The organism is Chryseobacterium sp. ERMR1:04 (genome assembly GCF_001297705.1).
Lineage (GTDB): Bacteria > Bacteroidota > Bacteroidia > Flavobacteriales > Weeksellaceae > Chryseobacterium.
In genome coordinates this window covers 218,142-235,759 of record NZ_LIRF01000003.1, presented here as the reverse complement: position 1 = coordinate 235,759, position 17,618 = coordinate 218,142, and the positions used below count along the sequence as shown (strand labels likewise).

The following is a 17,618-nucleotide window of genomic DNA, read 5'->3' as shown; positions in this document are numbered from 1 at the left end:
AAAAAAACTTTGTTTTTATTGTATACATACCAATTGTTTTTTTGCGTATAGTGTTATATTTGATTTTTAAACTTAATTATGGAAGAAAAACAACCCTCTTTTGTACATACTGTCTCAAAAATCATCTCTGATTTTTTTAATCCTCTGGTTTCACTGATTATATTTTTCGTTTACATGAGCGTTCAAAAATATTCTTTACAGGATTCTGTATCTTATTTCCTGCCTATATTACTGATGGTAATAATCCCTGTTGTGATCTGGCTGGTTTGGAATGTGAAAACCGGAAGGTATACCAATATGGATGTTTCAAACCGTATTCAGAGAAAAACTTTATATATTTTTATTGCAGCATGTGTAGGGGTTTATTTAGCTTTTAACTATATCAAAAATGGCTATATCGATTTTGTAATGCTGTTTATTCTAATCCTGCTTTTTGCTTTACAGATTAGTAATTTTTTCATTAAAAGTTCCATGCATACTGCTTTTAATGTATTTGTTGCTGCTTTGTTTTTTGTTCTTAGCTGGACAATGGGAATTGTTTGGTTGGGGATCGCAACTTTGGTAGGAATCACAAGAATTATTTTAAAAAGACACACCGTAAAAGAAGTATTTATGGGCGCAGGAATAGCTTTTCTGGTATCTTTTATTTATCTTTATTGCAATATACAATTTCAACATTAAGACTACCCTATGAAAATAAATCATCTTACCTCTGCCGAAGAAAACTTAATGAAACTTTTTTGGAAGCTGGATTCCTTTTATTTAAAGGATGTTATGGAGCAGCACCCTGAACCAAAACCCCACCAAAATACCGTTTCTACCTACTTAAAAATCTTGGTTGAGAAAGGATATTTATCTACTGAAAAAGAAGGCAGAATTTTCAAATATACTGTTATCATGCCTTTTCAAGACTATAAAAAATTCTTATTAACAGAACTTTTTCATAATTTTTTTCATGACTCCGGAAAAGAGATTTTAGAGTTTTTGATGAGTGAAAATTTAATTTCTCAGGATGATCTAAGAGGTTATTTTGATCTTAAAATAGAAATAAAACCTACGAGAGTAAAAGCTCCTAAATTGGAAATTGCTAACGAGATTTTAAATCCAAAAAAAGAGAAAAAAACCAAAGAAAAGAAAAAGGAGAAAGAAAAGAAAAAGAAAAAATAAAATTCCACAAATCATTAGAAAATCTAATAATATAGAATTTCGAAACCTATGATTTTTATTATAGCTCTGCTCACTTCAGTCGGAGCTATTTGTGTAATTTGAAATAACTATAACGAAAAAACTCCCCTTTTCCAAAACCCCTATCTATTATGGAGTAAAGTTTTCTTTTAAAATCCTTTTTCAAAGAATGAAAGAGGATTTAATTCGAAGAGAACACCTCAAGGTTCTACCTTGCAATTATTTCCAGAAAAACTCAATTAAAGCATTATCGCAATCTTTCTTCTATTCTCCTCGTTAGTTTCTTTTTAACATTATTAAAAAGACAACATCACTATCACAGTGTAGCGGACTACAAATCAACAAGGCAAAGCAATCTTTAATCTGCTTTTTCATTTTGTCTCAGCATTCTCTTCGAATAAGATATCAAAAAACTTCTGACGATTCTAAATCTTTAAAATTCCCAATTTTCCATATTCAATATTAAATTTATTTTTTACTCAAATATTTCAATTTAAATAATTTTCTATTTTAAAGCCATTCTCTTTATTATTAATCTACAAAACCTATAGACTAATATTAAACATCTGCAATAATCAAATTAAATAAAAAAAATTATTCACATTTTTAATCGATATAAATGTAGATAATTTCTAGTTTTATAATTTATTAACATTTATTTAATAAATATAAATAGATTATATTATATATTTGCAAAATAAATAAAGATTCAACTTTAAAAATAAAATAACATCTCTAGTATGAATAAAACACCCTCATTTAGCTCCTTAGAACTAGGCCATATAGGATCTAACCTTATAAAAGAATTAAATAATAAAGGTTACGAAGTGAAAGCACCTACATCAAAAGTACCTAATCGTCACCATCCCATTAAAATCAGACATCAGATAGAAGATGAGCAAATTATAATATCAATTAACCTTACCTTAAAAAAGAAAATTAAAAGTAATGAACATTAAAAAAGTAACCGTATTGAATGCACAAGGATTTATAGGATCTCAAGTTGCGAAAGAATTTAAAAACCGAGGGTATCAAGTAGAGACCAACTTAGAAAATTATCAAAATTTCAACATTAGCGAACAGCCTATAGAAGTAAGACACCAAAAAGAAAATGGGAGAATCTTAATCTCAATGAGCATTCCTTTGAAACAGGAAAAAAGAAAAATTAACACTACAAATTTTAAGAAAAAATTCATCTTTAACAATAATAATTTTGTTTAGCCCATATGAAAACAGAAGTACCATCTGAAAAACATGTATTTGCAAGAAATTCAACTCTAAAAAACACAAAAGTAATTACAGAAAAAACACCTGACTCTTTAGGTAAAAATGAATACACATTAATGACATCTCATTTTTTTGGCATTAACAATAACCAATCCCTAGCAAATCTAAATAACAATATCAAACCTCAACAAAAACACATAATAGTCTTAAATAAAACAATAAGAAAGTCCTTATTATAAAAAAACAAATCAAACACAATTGATCTCTTAAAAAAAACACCACTCTAAAGAAGAAGCACAGCTATCTAAAGCTTGTATTGAAAATAACAACAATATTTTCTAACTACTTTCTTCAACAAACCACCCCACTCCCTTCAACACCTTTTAAAACAAGTTCAAATTTTCATTTGAATTCAATCTACAACATCTTAGAATCAACAGCTAGTCAAAACCAAACAATTATTCAACTTATTTAAACAAAATTTATGAAACCACAAAAGATAAAAAAAATCAAAAAAAAATTCCCGTTTTTTTATCCGTTTTAATGATATGCAGCTTAGTTGCATGTAATTCTCCTGAAACGACTAAGAAAACACTATTAAACATTGATAAGATAACAAAAAATGTCTTTACAGACCGATATGGAGACAAAATGGAAGTCGCCATAAATAGTACAAAAAAAATTGTAGACATTTCCTTATATGGCAAAAGACATACATTAAAACAAAATAAAACCACATCAGGAGTATCAGCATCCAATGACACGTACGAATACACAAAAACAGCAAATGAAGTAACATTCTTAAAAAAAGACATCGATGTCGTACTATTCCACCTTATAAAAAGTACCGAAAATGGTAAAATAATGCCTCACTAAATCTTCCCCAAAAAAAACATAAACAACATTATGAAAAATATTTTCAGGTACATCATTATTTCATCGATTGTACTGCTATCACATTCATGTAACTCAGATAGAGAAGACATCATTGAAAAATCAATGAGAATTACCAATGCCTTCTATAAAAATTCAGATGAATTTGCGCTCACCTATGATAAAGCAGGAGCAACCACCCCAACCATAAGAAATCAAGCCTTTAATTTATACAAAAAAGCTAACTGGCGCGACCTAGAGATTCTTTTTAAAGAAAACAATTTAAATAACGGATGGCCTCCTGCAAATGGCGGATATAATATCGTTGACGAAACCCCTCTTAAAGCAGGACAAAAATTTGACCGATACAGCGGAGCTATTGGCAACTATAACGGAACAGAAGCTCCAAATTTAGGAGGAAGTTTTACAAGCCCAATCGTAAACGGATATGCCTATACTTTTAGCCAGAGAGCTTTAAATCAAACAGAAGACAAGTATGATTTCTACTATGAAATAGATGTTTTGAATAATTTATTATCCTTCAAATCTCAAACCGCAAATATAATTCCCTGGTTCAATCAAGTGGGAGGTGGTAAACAAGTAATGTGGAAAATCCCAATAGACCCCACAACAGGATATCAGAAAACATGGAATAAACTAGCAAAAGAAGGATACATAAAAGTAACCATCAAAAAGAGTCCGAGCGGAAAATACAATAACTTAGTAGGAACAGTTATTCAGTAAAAATAAATTCAAATGTATTCAATATCAAAAAAAATAAACATTCTGGAACAAGCTCTTGTAGTAAAAAATCATTTGATCAATGATGAAATGATTCCTTCTGTGGTAACAAAATTCACGTGCTGTAATTGCAGTTCCGAAAACACAGTCGAGATAAAACCCTACGAATCGGGATTTCCGATCCTTCAAATTTATATTGAAGACAAAATATTATCCAAGAATGAATTATTAAAAAATAAGATGGTTACCAAAACCTCCAATAGAATGTCGCATCTTGGACCACTAACAGTAAATGATCTACCTACCCTTTATTTTGGAACAAATTGCTCATTCTGCTTTTCAAAATACATTTACATATTTAGTTATGGAGAAAAACAACCAGGCTTAACTTTATTAGAAATCTCAGGGGTATGGAAGTATGAAGAAGTGGACTAATGAACTAAATCTTTCGATAAATTGCAATAAAACATAATAGAATTTTGATTTAATATTGTTAAGAGCGCCTTACATTAATGTAAAGCGCTCTTTTTATTTAGTCCTTCAGTATTTTAAACGATTCATCTTTTCCTTCAGATTTTACCCGTAATAAGTACACTCCTTTTTCCAAACCAGACATATTTATTTGTTTAGCATTATTATCTACTTTTTGCAGCAATTGACCTGTTAAAGAAAAGACTTCAATACTCCTTAGTTTTTTATCTGAGTTTATATTTAAAATATCTTTCACGGGATTCGGATACAATTTAATGCCACTGTTTTTAGCAACGTCACCAACTCCAAGGGTTGCGGAAGTATCCAAAATCAACACATTATCAATATTCATTCCTCTTGACCAATTCGAAGCTCCTTCAAAAGCAATGAAATAGTTTACAGATTTATTCGGAAGAGGAATACTTACATCCAGCCATGATGAATTTTCAGTCATATACGAACTTCCTACCTGAACCCAAGCATCACTAGGATTCGATTTATAATAAATCCTTAACTCATCAACTTCTCCAAGCCAGTTGACATTAGCCAAACTAAATCTAAGTTCCGGATTGGCGAGTCCTGAAATATTCAATGGAGGCATTAATAATTTTGCTCTTTCACCCGCTGATTCAGTTCTGAACTCAGCCATTCTTGGTGCAGATTTAGGATTAATTGATGAATTTCCATTTGTAACAACATACTTCCAGATAGCACTACCCGCTCCTGCAACAGATTCATTATTCCAACATGAAGGAAGCGTGGTATTATCAAAATTCTGTACATAAGGGAATGTCGCTATAGGAACACATGTAGTTGTAAATGATTGCGCAGAAGACCACGCACTAAAACCATTTGTTGCACAATTTGATCTTACGTAAAACTGATAAGCCATAGACGGATTAAGATTAGAAAGCACAGCAGACATATTCCCACTATTCACAACAGTTCCCGTTCCTTGAACGAATCCAAGTGGTCCATATTCTACCTGATAAGAAGCATTTCCTGTAAATGACGGCATCCAACTTATGCTTGCTGAATTTGATGTCACGCCATTTACGACTATAGAAGACGGAACATCACAAGCAGGTACTGCCCCATTAAAAACATCATCAATGTCCATGTAAAAAAGATCCGTAGTTGAGGAATAGAATCCAATATAAATCGTTTGTCCTACATAAGCGGAAAGATCATACGAATATCTATAAAAGTCAGCTCCACTTGCCGGAGCTACAGAAGCTGCTAATGTATCTGTAAACGCGGCAGCCGTAGTTGTTGTTGTAGAAATTTTCAAGCTGATTGTTTCAGGATAGTCTGAATCTCTACTCCTTGCATAAAAAGAAAGAAAATCACTGAGTCCTGCAGTAACTGTTATGGCTGGCGTAACCAAATAATCATCATGAGCAGATGAGCCATATCTCAACGAGGCTGTACGCGTACCGCTGTACGCCATAATATCACTCGTTGTATACTCTATAATCTCCCAAGTATTCCCATCTCCTCCGTTAAGAGCGGTCCATCCTGTAGGAATAGCATTAGACGAATCAAAGTTTTGAAAAAATTGAGCATTGACAATCAATGGAATTGCAAATAATCCCAAGAGTAATTGTTTTTTCATGTTAGTTTTTAAATTAGACGTTAACTTACATTTTTAATATGAATCGTCAAAATAAAACCTAAAGCACACAGGAAAAAAACATAAAACCAATAAAAATATGATTATCTCATCATAGAATCAGAAATAATACATAAAAAAAAGCGGCTTAAAAGCCGCTCATATTTTTTACCAACGATTTCCACCGCCATTTCCACCACGGCTGTTTCCACCACCACCGTAGCCAACTCCGCCGCCACGACTGTTTCCACCACCACCGTAGCCTCCGCCACCGCTTCTGTTGTTATCGAAGCTTCTTCTTGGCTTCTCTTCTCTTGGCTTAGCTTCAGATACGTTAAGATCTTTTCCGTTGAAATCTTGTCCGTTAAGAGCTTCAATAGCTTGCTTTCCTTCTTCATCACCCATTTCTACAAAACCGAAACCTCTAGAACGACCAGTTTCTCTGTCTGTAACTATTTTAGCAGAAGATACTTCTCCATATCCTGCAAATAAATCGTGCAACTCATATTCTTTAGTTGCGTAATTGATGTTTGAAACAAAAATGTTCATTTTGAATAAAATTAAAAAATTAATAAAAATTTGGTATATAAAAGAAAAGCAACATAAATTAATGAACAAATATTGATTCCAAATATAAACGTATGCAAGATACAATTTAAAATTTCAAATCAAAGCTTTTTTTAACCGTATTTATTACATTTTACAAGGCCTAAAACAATGAATATTAAAAAAGAACAAATATTCATTGTTTATCAATAAATATTTACTGATATTTGTTTTAAAATTAAGAATAATTTAACATGAAAATAAATACAAAAACGATCCTAAAAATGTCTGATATATAATCCTGAATTACATTTATTAGCCTTTGTACGCAGACAGGAGCCATTTTGGTCTCTTATGCTATAAGTCTATTTATGAATTCTAGAGGCTCGGAAAATCTACATCTTGGACTCGATGTATCCGAACTTTAAAACAACAACAAAACTTATTATTCAACATTGATCATATTAATCGTCTTGCTATCTGCTTTAAAAGCCTATATGTTCTATTTTCTTATTAAAATATTTTTGAAAATTAATCTTATAAATTCCTTTAATAACGAAATTTATTCTTTTACAGTAAAAATCAGCAATGTTGCTTTAATAATAGGAATTATGGCTTTTATAGGTGAAAAATATTACGAATGGCTACTCCATAAGAATATTAATTTTTCTGCTTTCAATATAGAACAATATGTAGAGGGAAATCAGAATTTTTATTCATAGCAGCGATCATTTTTATCATCGCACAACTATATAAAAGAGGAGTTGAAATACAATTTGAAAACGAATTAACAATATAAGACATGCCCATAATCGTAAACCTGGATGTCATGATGGCCAAGCGCAAAATGTCATTGAACGAACTGTCCCAAAAAGTAGATCTTACCTTATCTAATCTTTCCATTTTAAAAACAGGCAAAGCAAAGGCTATTCGTTTTAGTACGCTTGAGGCCATTTGTAAAGCATTAGACTGCCAGCCCAGTGATATTTTAGAATATAAAGAATAAAATAGTAAGGATAATTTATCACATCCATTCAATATAAAATGATTGAGAAAATAAATAATTCTCTTTTAATAACTAAATACCATTCCTTTGATAAAGCCAGTTTTTAACGCTAAATTTGCAGCACAAATAAATGAAATATGAATTACCATACTAGAAAATGGGTAAAACCAGAAGATCTTAATCCTAATCATTCACTTTTTGGAGGAAGACTATTGCAATGGATTGATGAAGAAGCAGCACTTTACGCCATTATTCAATTAGAAAACACAAAAGTAGTTACCAAATTTATTTCTGAGATCAATTTCGTAAGTTCTGCTAAGCAGGGAGATATCATTGAAATTGGGATTGAAGTTTCATCATTCGGTTCTTCGTCAATTACGCTACAATGTGATGTAAGAAATAAAATGACCCATCAAACCATTATCACCGTAGATAAAATCGTAATGGTAAATCTTGGTGAAGACGGAAACCCTTTGCCACACGGTAAAACCAAGGTTGAATTTGTGAAAGACAGATTAAACAGTCAATTATGAAAATTTTTATAAAAAATATGGTTTGCGGCAGATGTATTTCTGCCGTTGAAAATATTTTTAATGATGCTGATGTCAAAATCAAATCCATAAACCTTGGCGAAGTTGAAACTGAATCTGAAGTTTCAGCCGATATGCTGGATTTACTTGAAAAAAAATTAGAACTAACCGGTTTTGAAAGGATAAAAGACTCTGCACACCAACTTATTGATAAAATTAAAACGCTGATTATCGAAAAGATCAGTGAACTCGATATTGATGAAAACTTCTTAGTTTCAGAGTTTCTTAGCTCAAAATTACATAAAGATTACAGCTCGCTTTCTAAAGCTTTTTCCCAAAATGAAAATATTACACTGGAACAGTTTTTCATCCTTCAAAAAATTGAAAAGGTTAAAGAACTGCTTCTTTATAATGAATGTACTTTAACAGAAATTGCAGGAAAGTTAGGGTATAAAAGCGTTCAGCATTTATCTTCACAATTCCGCAACAGCACAGGCTTTACTCCTACTGAGTTTAAAAAACTGAAGGTTCACAACAGGAAACCGCTTGATTGTGTTTGAGAGTATTAGAGTATTAGAGTATTAGAGTATTAGAGTATTAGAGTATTAGAGTATTAGAGTATTAGAGTATTAGAGTATTAGAGTATTAGAGTATTAGAGTATTAGAGTATTAGAGTATTAGAGTAAAAATACAAAATAAAACATCCACATACTCCTACTCTCAAACTCCCCCACGCTCAAACTCTCAAACCCTCGAACTCTACAACCCAAAAGCCCAACCTAATTCTATAACTATTATCCTTAAATTTATAACAAGCTTTCACTTTCATTTTGGAAATTTGTAGTATAAATTTAGGATCATGGAACAACAATATAAAATACTCGGAATGACGTGTTCCGGTTGTCAGAAAAAAATATCAGAAAAGCTGAATAGCCTTGAAAATATAAAAGCTGACATCAATTTGGAAAACAATACAGCAACAATTACCTCCGATAAAGAAATCCAACTTTCTGTTTTAAATACAGCGCTGGAAGAAGCTGGAAATTATAAATTAGAAGATCCAAACAACCCTGACAAAGCCTTTGTAAAGCCTCAAGATCGAGTTTCCCCATCTTCGGTATATTACTGCCCCATGGAATGTGAAGGCGATAAAGTATATTTCAAGCAAGGACAAAGATGCCCTGACTGCAATATGTACCTTGTTCCCATCGAGGAAAAACTAGCCAAAGATCCCAATCATAAGCCCACTTATTCTTCATCCCATTTACCTGAAAACTTCAAAGACAATATTGGAAAATACTATTGCCCGATGTTCTGCGAAAGCGATAAAGTGTATGATGAAAAAGGCGATTGCCCCGTTTGTCATATGCATTTGGAGGAGATTACAGAAGATTTAGTTAAAAATTCAGCCTCGCATACACATGCTCATTCCCACAGCCACAGCCACCATCATGAAGCTCCAAAAGTGACAGATGAAATGGCAGGGAAATATTTCTGTCCCATGTATTGTGAGGATGATAAAGTTTACGACAGTAACGTTGGATGTCCTGTTTGTGGAATGGATTTAGTAAAATATCCCGAAAAAAAGGTCGCAAAATACACCTGCCCTATGCATCCTAAAGTAATTCATGATGAACCTGGGGATTGCCCGATCTGCGGAATGGATCTGGTAAGAATGCCCGACAGTGGAGATGAAGAAGAGGACGAGACTTACAATATTTTAAAACGTAAATTCATTATTTCTCTGGGTTTTACCATTCCTGTTTTCATTCTTTCGATGGGTGGAATGTTTATTAATTTCCCTTTTTCTCATCAGATCCAAGGTATTATTGAATTAATTTTAACGCTTCCTGTCCTGTTTTATTCAGGTTGGTTTTTAATGAAAAGAGGTTGGATCTCATTCAAAACATGGAATTTAAATATGTTTAGCTTAATTGTTTTGGGGGTTGCCGCAGCATTTATTTTCAGTATGGTAGCTTTAGTGTTTCCTGATATTATGCCCCATGAAATCCGAGGTCACAATCATGAAATTCCGTTATATTTTGAAGCGGTTACCGTTATTTTAACGCTTGTTATTTTAGGACAGTTAATGGAAGCTGCTGCCCATAAAAAAACAGGAAATGCCATACGGGAATTAATGAGCCTTTCTCCTGATGAAGCCAATTTGATGGTAAATGGTGAAGATAAAAAGGTATTGCTTTCTCAAGTTAAGATCGGAGATTTATTAAAAGTGAAACCGGGTGAAAAAATTCCTGTTGACGGAAAAATTACCGAAGGAAACTCTATTGTGGACGAAAGTATGATTACGGGAGAGCCTATTCCTGTTGAGAAAACGATCAATGACAGAGTATCTTCCGGAACGATTAACGGAAATCAGGTTTTCATCATGAAAGCTGAAAAAGTGGGTGATGAAACCTTACTTTCACAGATCATTAAAATGGTGAATGATGCAAGCCGAAGCAAAGCCCCGATTCAGAAATTGACCGATAAAGTAGCTAAAGTATTTGTTCCAGCTGTTATTCTGATCGCTGTTCTTACGTTCATTTTGTGGCAATTTTTCGGTCCGGAAGGAAAAAAGACCCTATTTGCTTTTGTAAATGCCGTGGCTGTTTTAATTGTGGCCTGTCCGTGTGCTTTAGGTCTCGCAACGCCGATGTCTTTAATGGTAGGTATTGGAAAAGGTGCTAAAAATGGTATTTTAATTAAAAACGCCGAAGCGCTTGAACATATGAATAAAGTAAACGTTTTAATTACGGATAAAACAGGGACTTTAACGGAAGGAAAACCTTCTGTAGAATATATTGAGACAGTGAATAACGAAGATAAAAATCAGCTTTTACAATTGGCTTTTTCATTGAATCAGAATTCAGAACATCCTCTTTCGAATGCAGTCATCAAAAAAGCAAAAGAACAAAATATTTCGGCTGAAAAAGTACAACAATTCGAAAATATTTCAGGAAAAGGAGTAAAAGGAAACATCAATGGAAAGACCGTTTATTTAGGAAATGAAACACTGTTAACCTCCAATCAAATTTCAATTCCAGAAAATCTGAAACAAAAAGCGGTTAAAGTTCAATCAAAAGCGCATACAATTTCTTATGTTGCTGAAGGTAATTCCGTATTAGGTTTCATTAGTTTTACGGATAAAATTAAAGAGAGTTCCAAAAAAGCGGTTCATCAATTAATCAGTGAAGGGATTGATGTTATGATGATGACAGGTGATAACGAACACACTGCAAAAGCAGTTGCCAATGAATTGGGAATCAAACATTTTAAAGCCAACTGTCTTCCTGAAGATAAATTAAATGAAGTAAAAAGACTTCAAAAAGAGGGCAAAATCGTAGCCATGACAGGCGATGGCATCAACGACTCCCCTGCTTTAGCGCAAGCCAATATCGGGATCGCCATGGGAACCGGAACAGATGTAGCCATTGAAAGCTCTGAAATCACGTTGTTAAAAGGAGATCTTTTGGGTGTAGCCCAAGCTAAATTATTAAGCGAGAAACTATTGAAAAACATCAAAGAAAATCTATTCTTTGCTTTCATCTATAATGTGTTGGGTGTTCCGATTGCGGCAGGGTTATTATATCCGTTTTTTGGAATTCTATTATCTCCAATGATTGCAGCGGCGGCAATGAGTTTCAGTTCATTATCGGTAATTTTAAATTCATTACGATTGAATTCAGTTGATTTGAATATTAAATAAATGATCTCTCACAGATTTGGCAGATGATTGTGTCTTAATTTTTTAAGCATAATAAAAAGATCAGCGTAATCTGCTAAATCTGCGAGAGAAAAAAAATACTCTTATTAAATATGAAAAAAGAAAATCTTTATATCGGCTGTTCAGGGTTTTACAATACAGATTGGAAGGGATCTTTATATCCTGAAGACGCCAAAAACAAAGACTTTCTTACGCTATATTCCCAGACCTTTACTACTGTTGAGATCAATTCTACGTTCTATAGAAAACCAACTGCAAAAACACTTATAAAATGGTTTGATGAAACTCCGGATGATTTTAAATTTTTCATTAAAATTCCAAAAACAATTTCTCATGAAAAGCGATTGAAAGATTGTAAAGCCGAAATTTCAGAATTTTGCAGTCACATCCAAACCAATGTAAAGGGAAAACTTGCCGGATTTTTGTATCAATTTCCACCTTCCTTTAAAAATACTAAGGAAAACATTAATTTAATTTTAAACACCATTGATTCTAACTTTGTAAACGTCATAGAATTTCGTCATGAATCTTGGTGGACAAATGAGATTTTTGATATGTTAAAAGAAAAAAACATCGTTTTTTCCGGAGTGAGCTTTCCTGGGAATTTACCAGAAGATGTTATTATTAATCATCCTGAAGTTTTATACTACAGACTTCACGGAAAACCTATCCTTTACAAATCTGAATATTCAGAGGAATTCCTTAATGATTTAGCTGAAAAAATTAAGAAATCAAAACATACAATATTTGTATTTTTTAATAACACTTGGGGAACTGCTGCAATTCATAATTCGTTGTATTTGAAGAAAATTCTGGAATAAATCACGATGAAATTTAACACTAAAGCATATCGTGTTAACTATTTCTGAGACCCATAAAAAACAATAATTCCCCAAGATCATCTTCTCGGGGAATTATTTGTATTAAATCGTTTTGAATATCTTCCTTATAAAAGCTTCAATAATTCTTCAGCAACTTTTTCAGAAGAAGCAGGATTTTGGCCTGTTACTAATGTTCCATCTACCACCGCATAAGGATTCCAATCTTCTATTTTACTGTAAATCCCGCCATTCTTTTTCAGCATATCTTCTACTAAAAAAGGAACTATATCTGTAAGTTGCACCGCATCTTCTTCCGTATTGGTAAATCCGGTAACATTTTTACCGTTAACCAAATATTCCCCGTTTATTTTTACGTCTTTCAACACTCCGGGAGCATGACATACAAATCCTACAGGCTTATCGCTTGTATAAAAATCAACAATTAGCTGTTGAGATACTTTATCTTCAGCCAAATCCCATAAAGGGCCATGACCTCCAGGATAAAATACCGCATCAAAATCTTCACTTTTCACCTCAGATAATGGAATTGTATTTTTTAATTTACTCATTAAAACAGCATCTTTATCCATTCTGCGGGTAGCATCTGTTTGAGATGAAGGATCTTCGCTTTTAGGATCGATAGGCGGAAAACCACCCTTTGGAGACGCAATCGTGATGTCTACTCCTTTATCTGATAAAGCATAATATGGAGCAGCTAATTCTTCTGTCCAAAATCCGGTTTTCAAACCTGTATCTCCTAATGTGTCGTGGCTCGTAAGCACGAATAAAACTTTCTTGTTCATTTTGTTATTTTTAATAATTAATAATACAAAGTTGGCCTTATTTGTCTTTTGAAAACAGGACTTACATCACTTATTTCGTGTGATGAATGTCACAGTTTATTTGAAATCCTACTCAACGTCTCTCTTGAAACCCCTAGATAAGATGCGATTACCGCTTTGGGAATTCTTTGAATCAATTGAGGATACTGATGAGAAAACTGCTCAAATCGTTCTTTTGCATTGGTGGTAAGCAGAGATAAAATTCTCTGTTGTAAAGCCACATAGCCAAAACTATTTTTAACTCTAAAGAAATGTTCCATCTTATGGTTTTCTGAGCACATTTTTTCTAAATTCTCTTTAGATATCCCAAATAATTCTACCTCTTCCAAACAGTCTATATTGATAACCGAGGGCAATCCATTGTAAAAAGATTGAAAATCTGATATCCACCAGTTCTCCATCGCAAACTGAATAATATGTTCTTTGCCTTCTTTATCAATGAAAGAAGCTTTCAACAAACCTTTCGTAACAAAGTAAATAGTGGTCACCAATTCATTTTCCTGAATTAAGTATTGGTGTTTTTTAAGCTTTTTAAATTTGAAAAAAGATTGGATATGTTCAAACTCTTCGTCTGTGAGAGATATCAATTCTTCTAAATGTTTTCTTAGTGCTAAACTCATCAGGGGATTTCCTATTTTCTGCTATTTCAAATATACAAATCCTTCCTCTTCTTTTAATGTGTGAAATTTTTAAATCTTCGCGTCTTTTCAAATTAATAATGTAAACAATTCAAACTAGTATATTCAATATCGCTTAAAGGCTTTTATTGTTAATTATGAATGATAAAATCTTTATCTAAAAAAACAAAATAATACAAAGAATTAGAAAATGGAATCCTCTAATAACAAATAAATTAAAATATCCTTAAAAAGTGAAATTTTAAGCACATATGGCATATAATTTGTTAACACTTATTCGTAAAATTTAACGATTTTTAACAATCAAATTTCCAATACTTTTATGAAAAAACTTTTTGCGGAAAAGTCTAAAAACAAGACTTTTCTTGGGATGATTGCATTGATGAGTGCAACTTCAATTTTATTTAACAGTTGTGACAAGAAAAAATCTGAAAAGATAATTTCTAACGCCCATCCCGTCGCAAAAGCAGCTCCTACTATTGATGATGAAAATGTTTCTTCAGATAAAAGAGTTATTTACCTTACTTTCGATGATGGTCCTAATCAGGGAACCGAGAACCTTCTGAGAATTTTGAATAAAAGAAACGTATGCGCAACCGCTTTTCTGGTAGGTCAACATGCCTATGGAAGTAAAAAGCAAAAAGATGGCATTGAGCTTCTAAAAAAAGATCCTTTAGTGGAATTGGCTAATCATAGTTATACCCACGCCCACAATAAATATACAGATTTCTATAAAAATCCTGAGGCTGTAGTCCGTGATTTTGACATTGCAAAAGACAGTTTAAAACTAACCGATAAAATTGCAAGAACTCCCGGAAGAAATATCTGGAGACTTAACAATATTACTGCTACCGATATCAAGAGCTCTACTCTTGCCGCCAACAGCCTGAAAAAAGCCGGCTATAAAGTAATCGGTTGGGATCTGGAATGGAAACCAACCAATAAAATGGCGTTGAAAGGAAATCATCAGCTAATGTTGAAAAAAGTAGATAGTATTTTCTATAATGACCTTGAAAAAACATCAAGACACTTGGTATTTCTTACGCATGACCAATATTTAACCGACTCGGATTCTCTTGATGAACTAGATCTTTTTATTGAGAAACTTCAAAAAACCAACAGGTTTGTATTTAGAAAAATATCTGCCTATCCGAAGATCAACGAGATTTTGAATTAATTTTTTTAGCATTTAGTTGTCATTCAGAGCGAAACGTAGTGGAGCGTGGAATCTATATCTAGTAATTAAAAAATATTGGTTAGATTCCTCCGGAATGACAAAAATAATGTGGAGTTTTTATCCTACGGAATGAGAACCAGATTTAATATTCACAACTAAAATTTTGCAAATTCATTAGTTTTTTGCTTTTAAAATTCAGAAATTTGCAATTATGAGCATTACAGAAAACTATCATATAATAAAAAATCAGCTTCCAGAAAATGTGCAGTTGGTTGCAGTTTCCAAAACCCACCCTGTTTCATCGATTCAGGAGGTTTATGAGTTGGGACAAAAAGTTTTTGGAGAAAATAAAGTTCAGGAATTATTAGAGAAATATCCTCTGCTTCCAAAAGATATTGAATGGCATCTGATTGGGCATTTACAGACCAATAAAGTAAAATATATTGCAGAATTTATTGACACTATTCAAAGTGTTGATTCTGAGAAACTATTGGCAGAAATTAATAAAGAAGCAGGAAAACACAACCGCAGCATCAAAGTATTATTACAGGTGAAAATTGCTAAAGAAGACAGCAAGTTCGGACTTGAAATTGCAGAGGCTGAAGATTTGTTCAAAAAATACATCAATGGCGATTTCCCCCATATCGAAATTACCGGTTTAATGGGAATGGCAACTTTCACAGATGACGAAGATCAGGTAAAAAAGGAATTTTTAATCTTGAAAAAAGTTTTTGATGAATTAAATCAATTAAAAAAACTAGAAACATTATCAATGGGAATGAGTGACGATTTCCCGATAGCCATTGAATGCGGTGCCAATTCTGTACGCGTTGGATCGGCAATTTTCGGAAGAAGAGATTATTCAAAATAGAATATTTAGGTATAGTTTTTGCTAATAATTCAATCAAAAAAATTAAATTTGCAACTATGCAAAAAATCCTTATTGTAGAAGACGAAAAAGCAATCTCCGGAGTACTTCACAGTATTCTTTCGGATGAGCTTACCAATTACGAATTTGTAATCGCCGAAGATGGTTTAGAAGGCTATAAACAAGTAGAAAAAGAAGATTTCGCATTGGTGATCTCCGATATTAAAATGCCTAAGCTTTCAGGCACAGAGCTTTTAAAGCAAAGTTTGGCTTTGAAACCTGAAACTACTTTTATCATGATCTCAGGACACGCAGATATTGATTCTGCTGTTTCTTGTTTAAGGGATGGTGCATACGACTTCATTTCTAAGCCTATAGACATCAACCGTTTGATTACAAGCGTAAAAAATGCTTTGGTAAAAGAAACATTGAAGAAAGAAAACAAAAATCTTCAGACCGAAAATAAAACGCTAAAGAAAAAAGTTAACAAAAAGTACCAAATGATCGGTGAATCTGCAGGATTACAGAAGATTCAGGATATGATCGAAAAGGTGGCTGTGTCTGATGCAAGAGTATTGATCACAGGTCCCAATGGTGCCGGAAAAGAATTGGTAGCCCACTCTATCCACAATCAAAGTGAAAGAGCAAGAGGCCCGATGATTGAAGTAAACTGTGCTGCAATACCTTCAGAATTAATTGAATCTGAACTTTTCGGACACGTTAAAGGTTCTTTTACAGGAGCTATTAAAGATAAGCAAGGAAAATTTGAGCAAGCGAATGGAGGAACGATTTTCTTAGATGAGATCGGAGACATGAGTCTTATTGCTCAGGCTAAAGTTTTAAGAGCTTTACAGGAAAGCAAAGTATCTCCTGTTGGAAGCGACAAGGAAATTAAAGTTGATGTAAGAGTTCTTGCAGCAACGAATAAAAACATGCAGAAGGAAATTGAAGAAGGAAAATTCAGAGAAGATCTTTACCACAGACTTTCTGTAATTGAAATCTATGTTCCACCATTGGATGAGAGAAAAGACGATATCAAATTATTGGTAGACCATTTTTCGAACATGATTGCTGACGAACATGGTACTGCTGTGAAAAAATTTGATGATAAAGCTATTGAAGCATTGAAAGCCCTTTCTTGGACTGGGAATATCAGAGAATTAAGAAATGTGGTAGAAAGATTAATTATTCTTGGTGGAAATACTGTTTCCGCAGAGGATGTTGCAAGTTTTGTAAGGAAATAATTTAATTATTATTTTAAATATATTAAAAATTGCAGTATCATTTGTTACTGCAATTTTTTTTGTTTTAAACTCTAAAACAAATTTGATTAAAACGATATGAACGATAAACTATT

The 17,618-nt window shown here is 32.8% G+C and carries 20 protein-coding genes; 16 read left to right on the top strand and 4 right to left on the bottom strand.

The genetic code is table 11. The annotated features are described in order from the left end of the window. The first annotated feature begins 78 nt into the window (after positions 1 to 78). The 8 genes from AMQ68_RS01170 to AMQ68_RS01135 all read left to right on the top strand — a co-directional run bounded on the left by AMQ68_RS01170 (position 79) and on the right by AMQ68_RS01135 (position 4,461). Entirely contained in the window at positions 79 to 681 is a 603-nt protein-coding gene (locus AMQ68_RS01170) for a phosphatase PAP2 family protein (protein ID WP_054508811.1), read from the top strand. 9 nt (positions 682 to 690) lie between these two features. Further along, positions 691 to 1,167 (top strand): BlaI/MecI/CopY family transcriptional regulator, encoded by a 477-nt coding sequence (locus AMQ68_RS01165; protein ID WP_054508810.1) that lies wholly within the window; start codon positions 691 to 693, stop codon positions 1,165 to 1,167. 758 nt (positions 1,168 to 1,925) lie between these two features. Next, positions 1,926 to 2,144: a hypothetical protein gene (locus AMQ68_RS01160; RefSeq protein ID WP_054508809.1), complete on the top strand. Its 219-nt coding sequence runs from the start codon at positions 1,926 to 1,928 to the stop codon at positions 2,142 to 2,144. Continuing rightward, positions 2,134 to 2,406 carry a hypothetical protein gene (locus AMQ68_RS01155; RefSeq protein ID WP_054508808.1) on the top strand — a complete coding sequence of 91 codons (273 nt, stop codon included), beginning with the start codon at positions 2,134 to 2,136 and terminating at the stop codon, positions 2,404 to 2,406. The genes AMQ68_RS01160 and AMQ68_RS01155 overlap by 11 nt, the downstream gene beginning before the upstream one ends. 5 nt (positions 2,407 to 2,411) lie before the next feature. After that, on the top strand, positions 2,412 to 2,651 hold the full coding sequence (locus tag AMQ68_RS01150; RefSeq protein WP_054508807.1) for a hypothetical protein: 240 nt from the start codon (positions 2,412 to 2,414) through the stop codon (positions 2,649 to 2,651). A 304-nt stretch (positions 2,652 to 2,955) separates the two neighbouring features. Next, complete coding sequence (locus AMQ68_RS01145; RefSeq protein ID WP_054508806.1) at positions 2,956 to 3,288, top strand: hypothetical protein; 333 nt, start codon at positions 2,956 to 2,958, stop codon at positions 3,286 to 3,288. 30 nt (positions 3,289 to 3,318) lie between these two features. Beyond that, positions 3,319 to 4,029, top strand: a complete 711-nt coding sequence (locus tag AMQ68_RS01140) for a glycohydrolase toxin TNT-related protein (protein ID WP_054508805.1) — start codon at positions 3,319 to 3,321, stop codon at positions 4,027 to 4,029. A gap of 12 nt (positions 4,030 to 4,041) precedes the next feature. Beyond that, the gene (locus tag AMQ68_RS01135; protein WP_054508804.1) at positions 4,042 to 4,461 is read left to right on the top strand and encodes a hypothetical protein; all 420 of its coding nucleotides are present in this window, start codon (positions 4,042 to 4,044) and stop codon (positions 4,459 to 4,461) included. A 97-nt stretch (positions 4,462 to 4,558) separates the two neighbouring features. Here AMQ68_RS01135 and AMQ68_RS01130 read toward each other — a convergent pair whose 3' ends face one another. Both AMQ68_RS01130 and AMQ68_RS01125 read right to left on the bottom strand, forming a co-directional pair. Beyond that, complete coding sequence (locus AMQ68_RS01130; protein ID WP_054508803.1) at positions 4,559 to 6,112, bottom strand: choice-of-anchor J domain-containing protein; 1,554 nt, start codon at positions 6,110 to 6,112, stop codon at positions 4,559 to 4,561. Between the two features lie 165 nt (positions 6,113 to 6,277). Then, positions 6,278 to 6,658 (bottom strand): RNA-binding protein, encoded by a 381-nt coding sequence (locus tag AMQ68_RS01125; protein ID WP_054508802.1) that lies wholly within the window; start codon positions 6,656 to 6,658, stop codon positions 6,278 to 6,280. A gap of 799 nt (positions 6,659 to 7,457) precedes the next feature. Between AMQ68_RS01125 and AMQ68_RS01115 the strand changes: the two genes are divergently transcribed. The 5 genes from AMQ68_RS01115 (at position 7,458) to AMQ68_RS01095 (ending at position 12,736) form a co-directional block, all read left to right on the top strand. Continuing rightward, a complete protein-coding gene (locus tag AMQ68_RS01115) occupies positions 7,458 to 7,661 on the top strand; it encodes a helix-turn-helix transcriptional regulator (RefSeq protein WP_054508800.1) in 204 nt (67 codons plus the stop codon). A 137-nt stretch (positions 7,662 to 7,798) separates the two neighbouring features. Next, positions 7,799 to 8,194 (top strand): acyl-CoA thioesterase, encoded by a 396-nt coding sequence (locus AMQ68_RS01110; RefSeq protein ID WP_054508799.1) that lies wholly within the window; start codon positions 7,799 to 7,801, stop codon positions 8,192 to 8,194. Then, on the top strand, positions 8,191 to 8,751 hold the full coding sequence (locus AMQ68_RS01105) for an AraC family transcriptional regulator (protein WP_054508798.1): 561 nt from the start codon (positions 8,191 to 8,193) through the stop codon (positions 8,749 to 8,751). The genes AMQ68_RS01110 and AMQ68_RS01105 overlap by 4 nt, the downstream gene beginning before the upstream one ends. 299 nt (positions 8,752 to 9,050) lie before the next feature. Next, positions 9,051 to 11,897, top strand: coding sequence for a heavy metal translocating P-type ATPase (locus AMQ68_RS01100; protein ID WP_054508797.1), 2,847 nt, complete (start codon positions 9,051 to 9,053; stop codon positions 11,895 to 11,897). Between the two features lie 110 nt (positions 11,898 to 12,007). Beyond that, positions 12,008 to 12,736: a DUF72 domain-containing protein gene (locus AMQ68_RS01095; protein WP_054508796.1), complete on the top strand. Its 729-nt coding sequence runs from the start codon at positions 12,008 to 12,010 to the stop codon at positions 12,734 to 12,736. Positions 12,737 to 12,861: 125 nt separating this feature from the next. Here the strand turns inward: AMQ68_RS01095 and AMQ68_RS01090 are convergent, their stop codons facing one another. Continuing rightward, positions 12,862 to 13,539 (bottom strand): type 1 glutamine amidotransferase domain-containing protein, encoded by a 678-nt coding sequence (locus AMQ68_RS01090; RefSeq protein WP_054508795.1) that lies wholly within the window; start codon positions 13,537 to 13,539, stop codon positions 12,862 to 12,864. Between the two features lie 89 nt (positions 13,540 to 13,628). After that, a complete protein-coding gene (locus tag AMQ68_RS01085; RefSeq protein WP_054508794.1) occupies positions 13,629 to 14,198 on the bottom strand; it encodes a Crp/Fnr family transcriptional regulator in 570 nt (189 codons plus the stop codon). Positions 14,199 to 14,538: 340 nt separating this feature from the next. On the opposite strand from AMQ68_RS01085, the gene AMQ68_RS01080 reads away from it, so the two are divergent. The 3 genes from AMQ68_RS01080 to AMQ68_RS01070 all read left to right on the top strand — a co-directional run bounded on the left by AMQ68_RS01080 (position 14,539) and on the right by AMQ68_RS01070 (position 17,505). Beyond that, entirely contained in the window at positions 14,539 to 15,393 is an 855-nt protein-coding gene (locus AMQ68_RS01080; RefSeq protein WP_054508793.1) for a polysaccharide deacetylase family protein, read from the top strand. Between the two features lie 211 nt (positions 15,394 to 15,604). After that, positions 15,605 to 16,264 (top strand): YggS family pyridoxal phosphate-dependent enzyme, encoded by a 660-nt coding sequence (locus tag AMQ68_RS01075; RefSeq protein ID WP_054508792.1) that lies wholly within the window; start codon positions 15,605 to 15,607, stop codon positions 16,262 to 16,264. 56 nt (positions 16,265 to 16,320) lie between these two features. Continuing rightward, positions 16,321 to 17,505 carry a sigma-54 dependent transcriptional regulator gene (locus AMQ68_RS01070; protein WP_054508791.1) on the top strand — a complete coding sequence of 395 codons (1,185 nt, stop codon included), beginning with the start codon at positions 16,321 to 16,323 and terminating at the stop codon, positions 17,503 to 17,505. Positions 17,506 to 17,618: the final 113 nt, after the last annotated feature.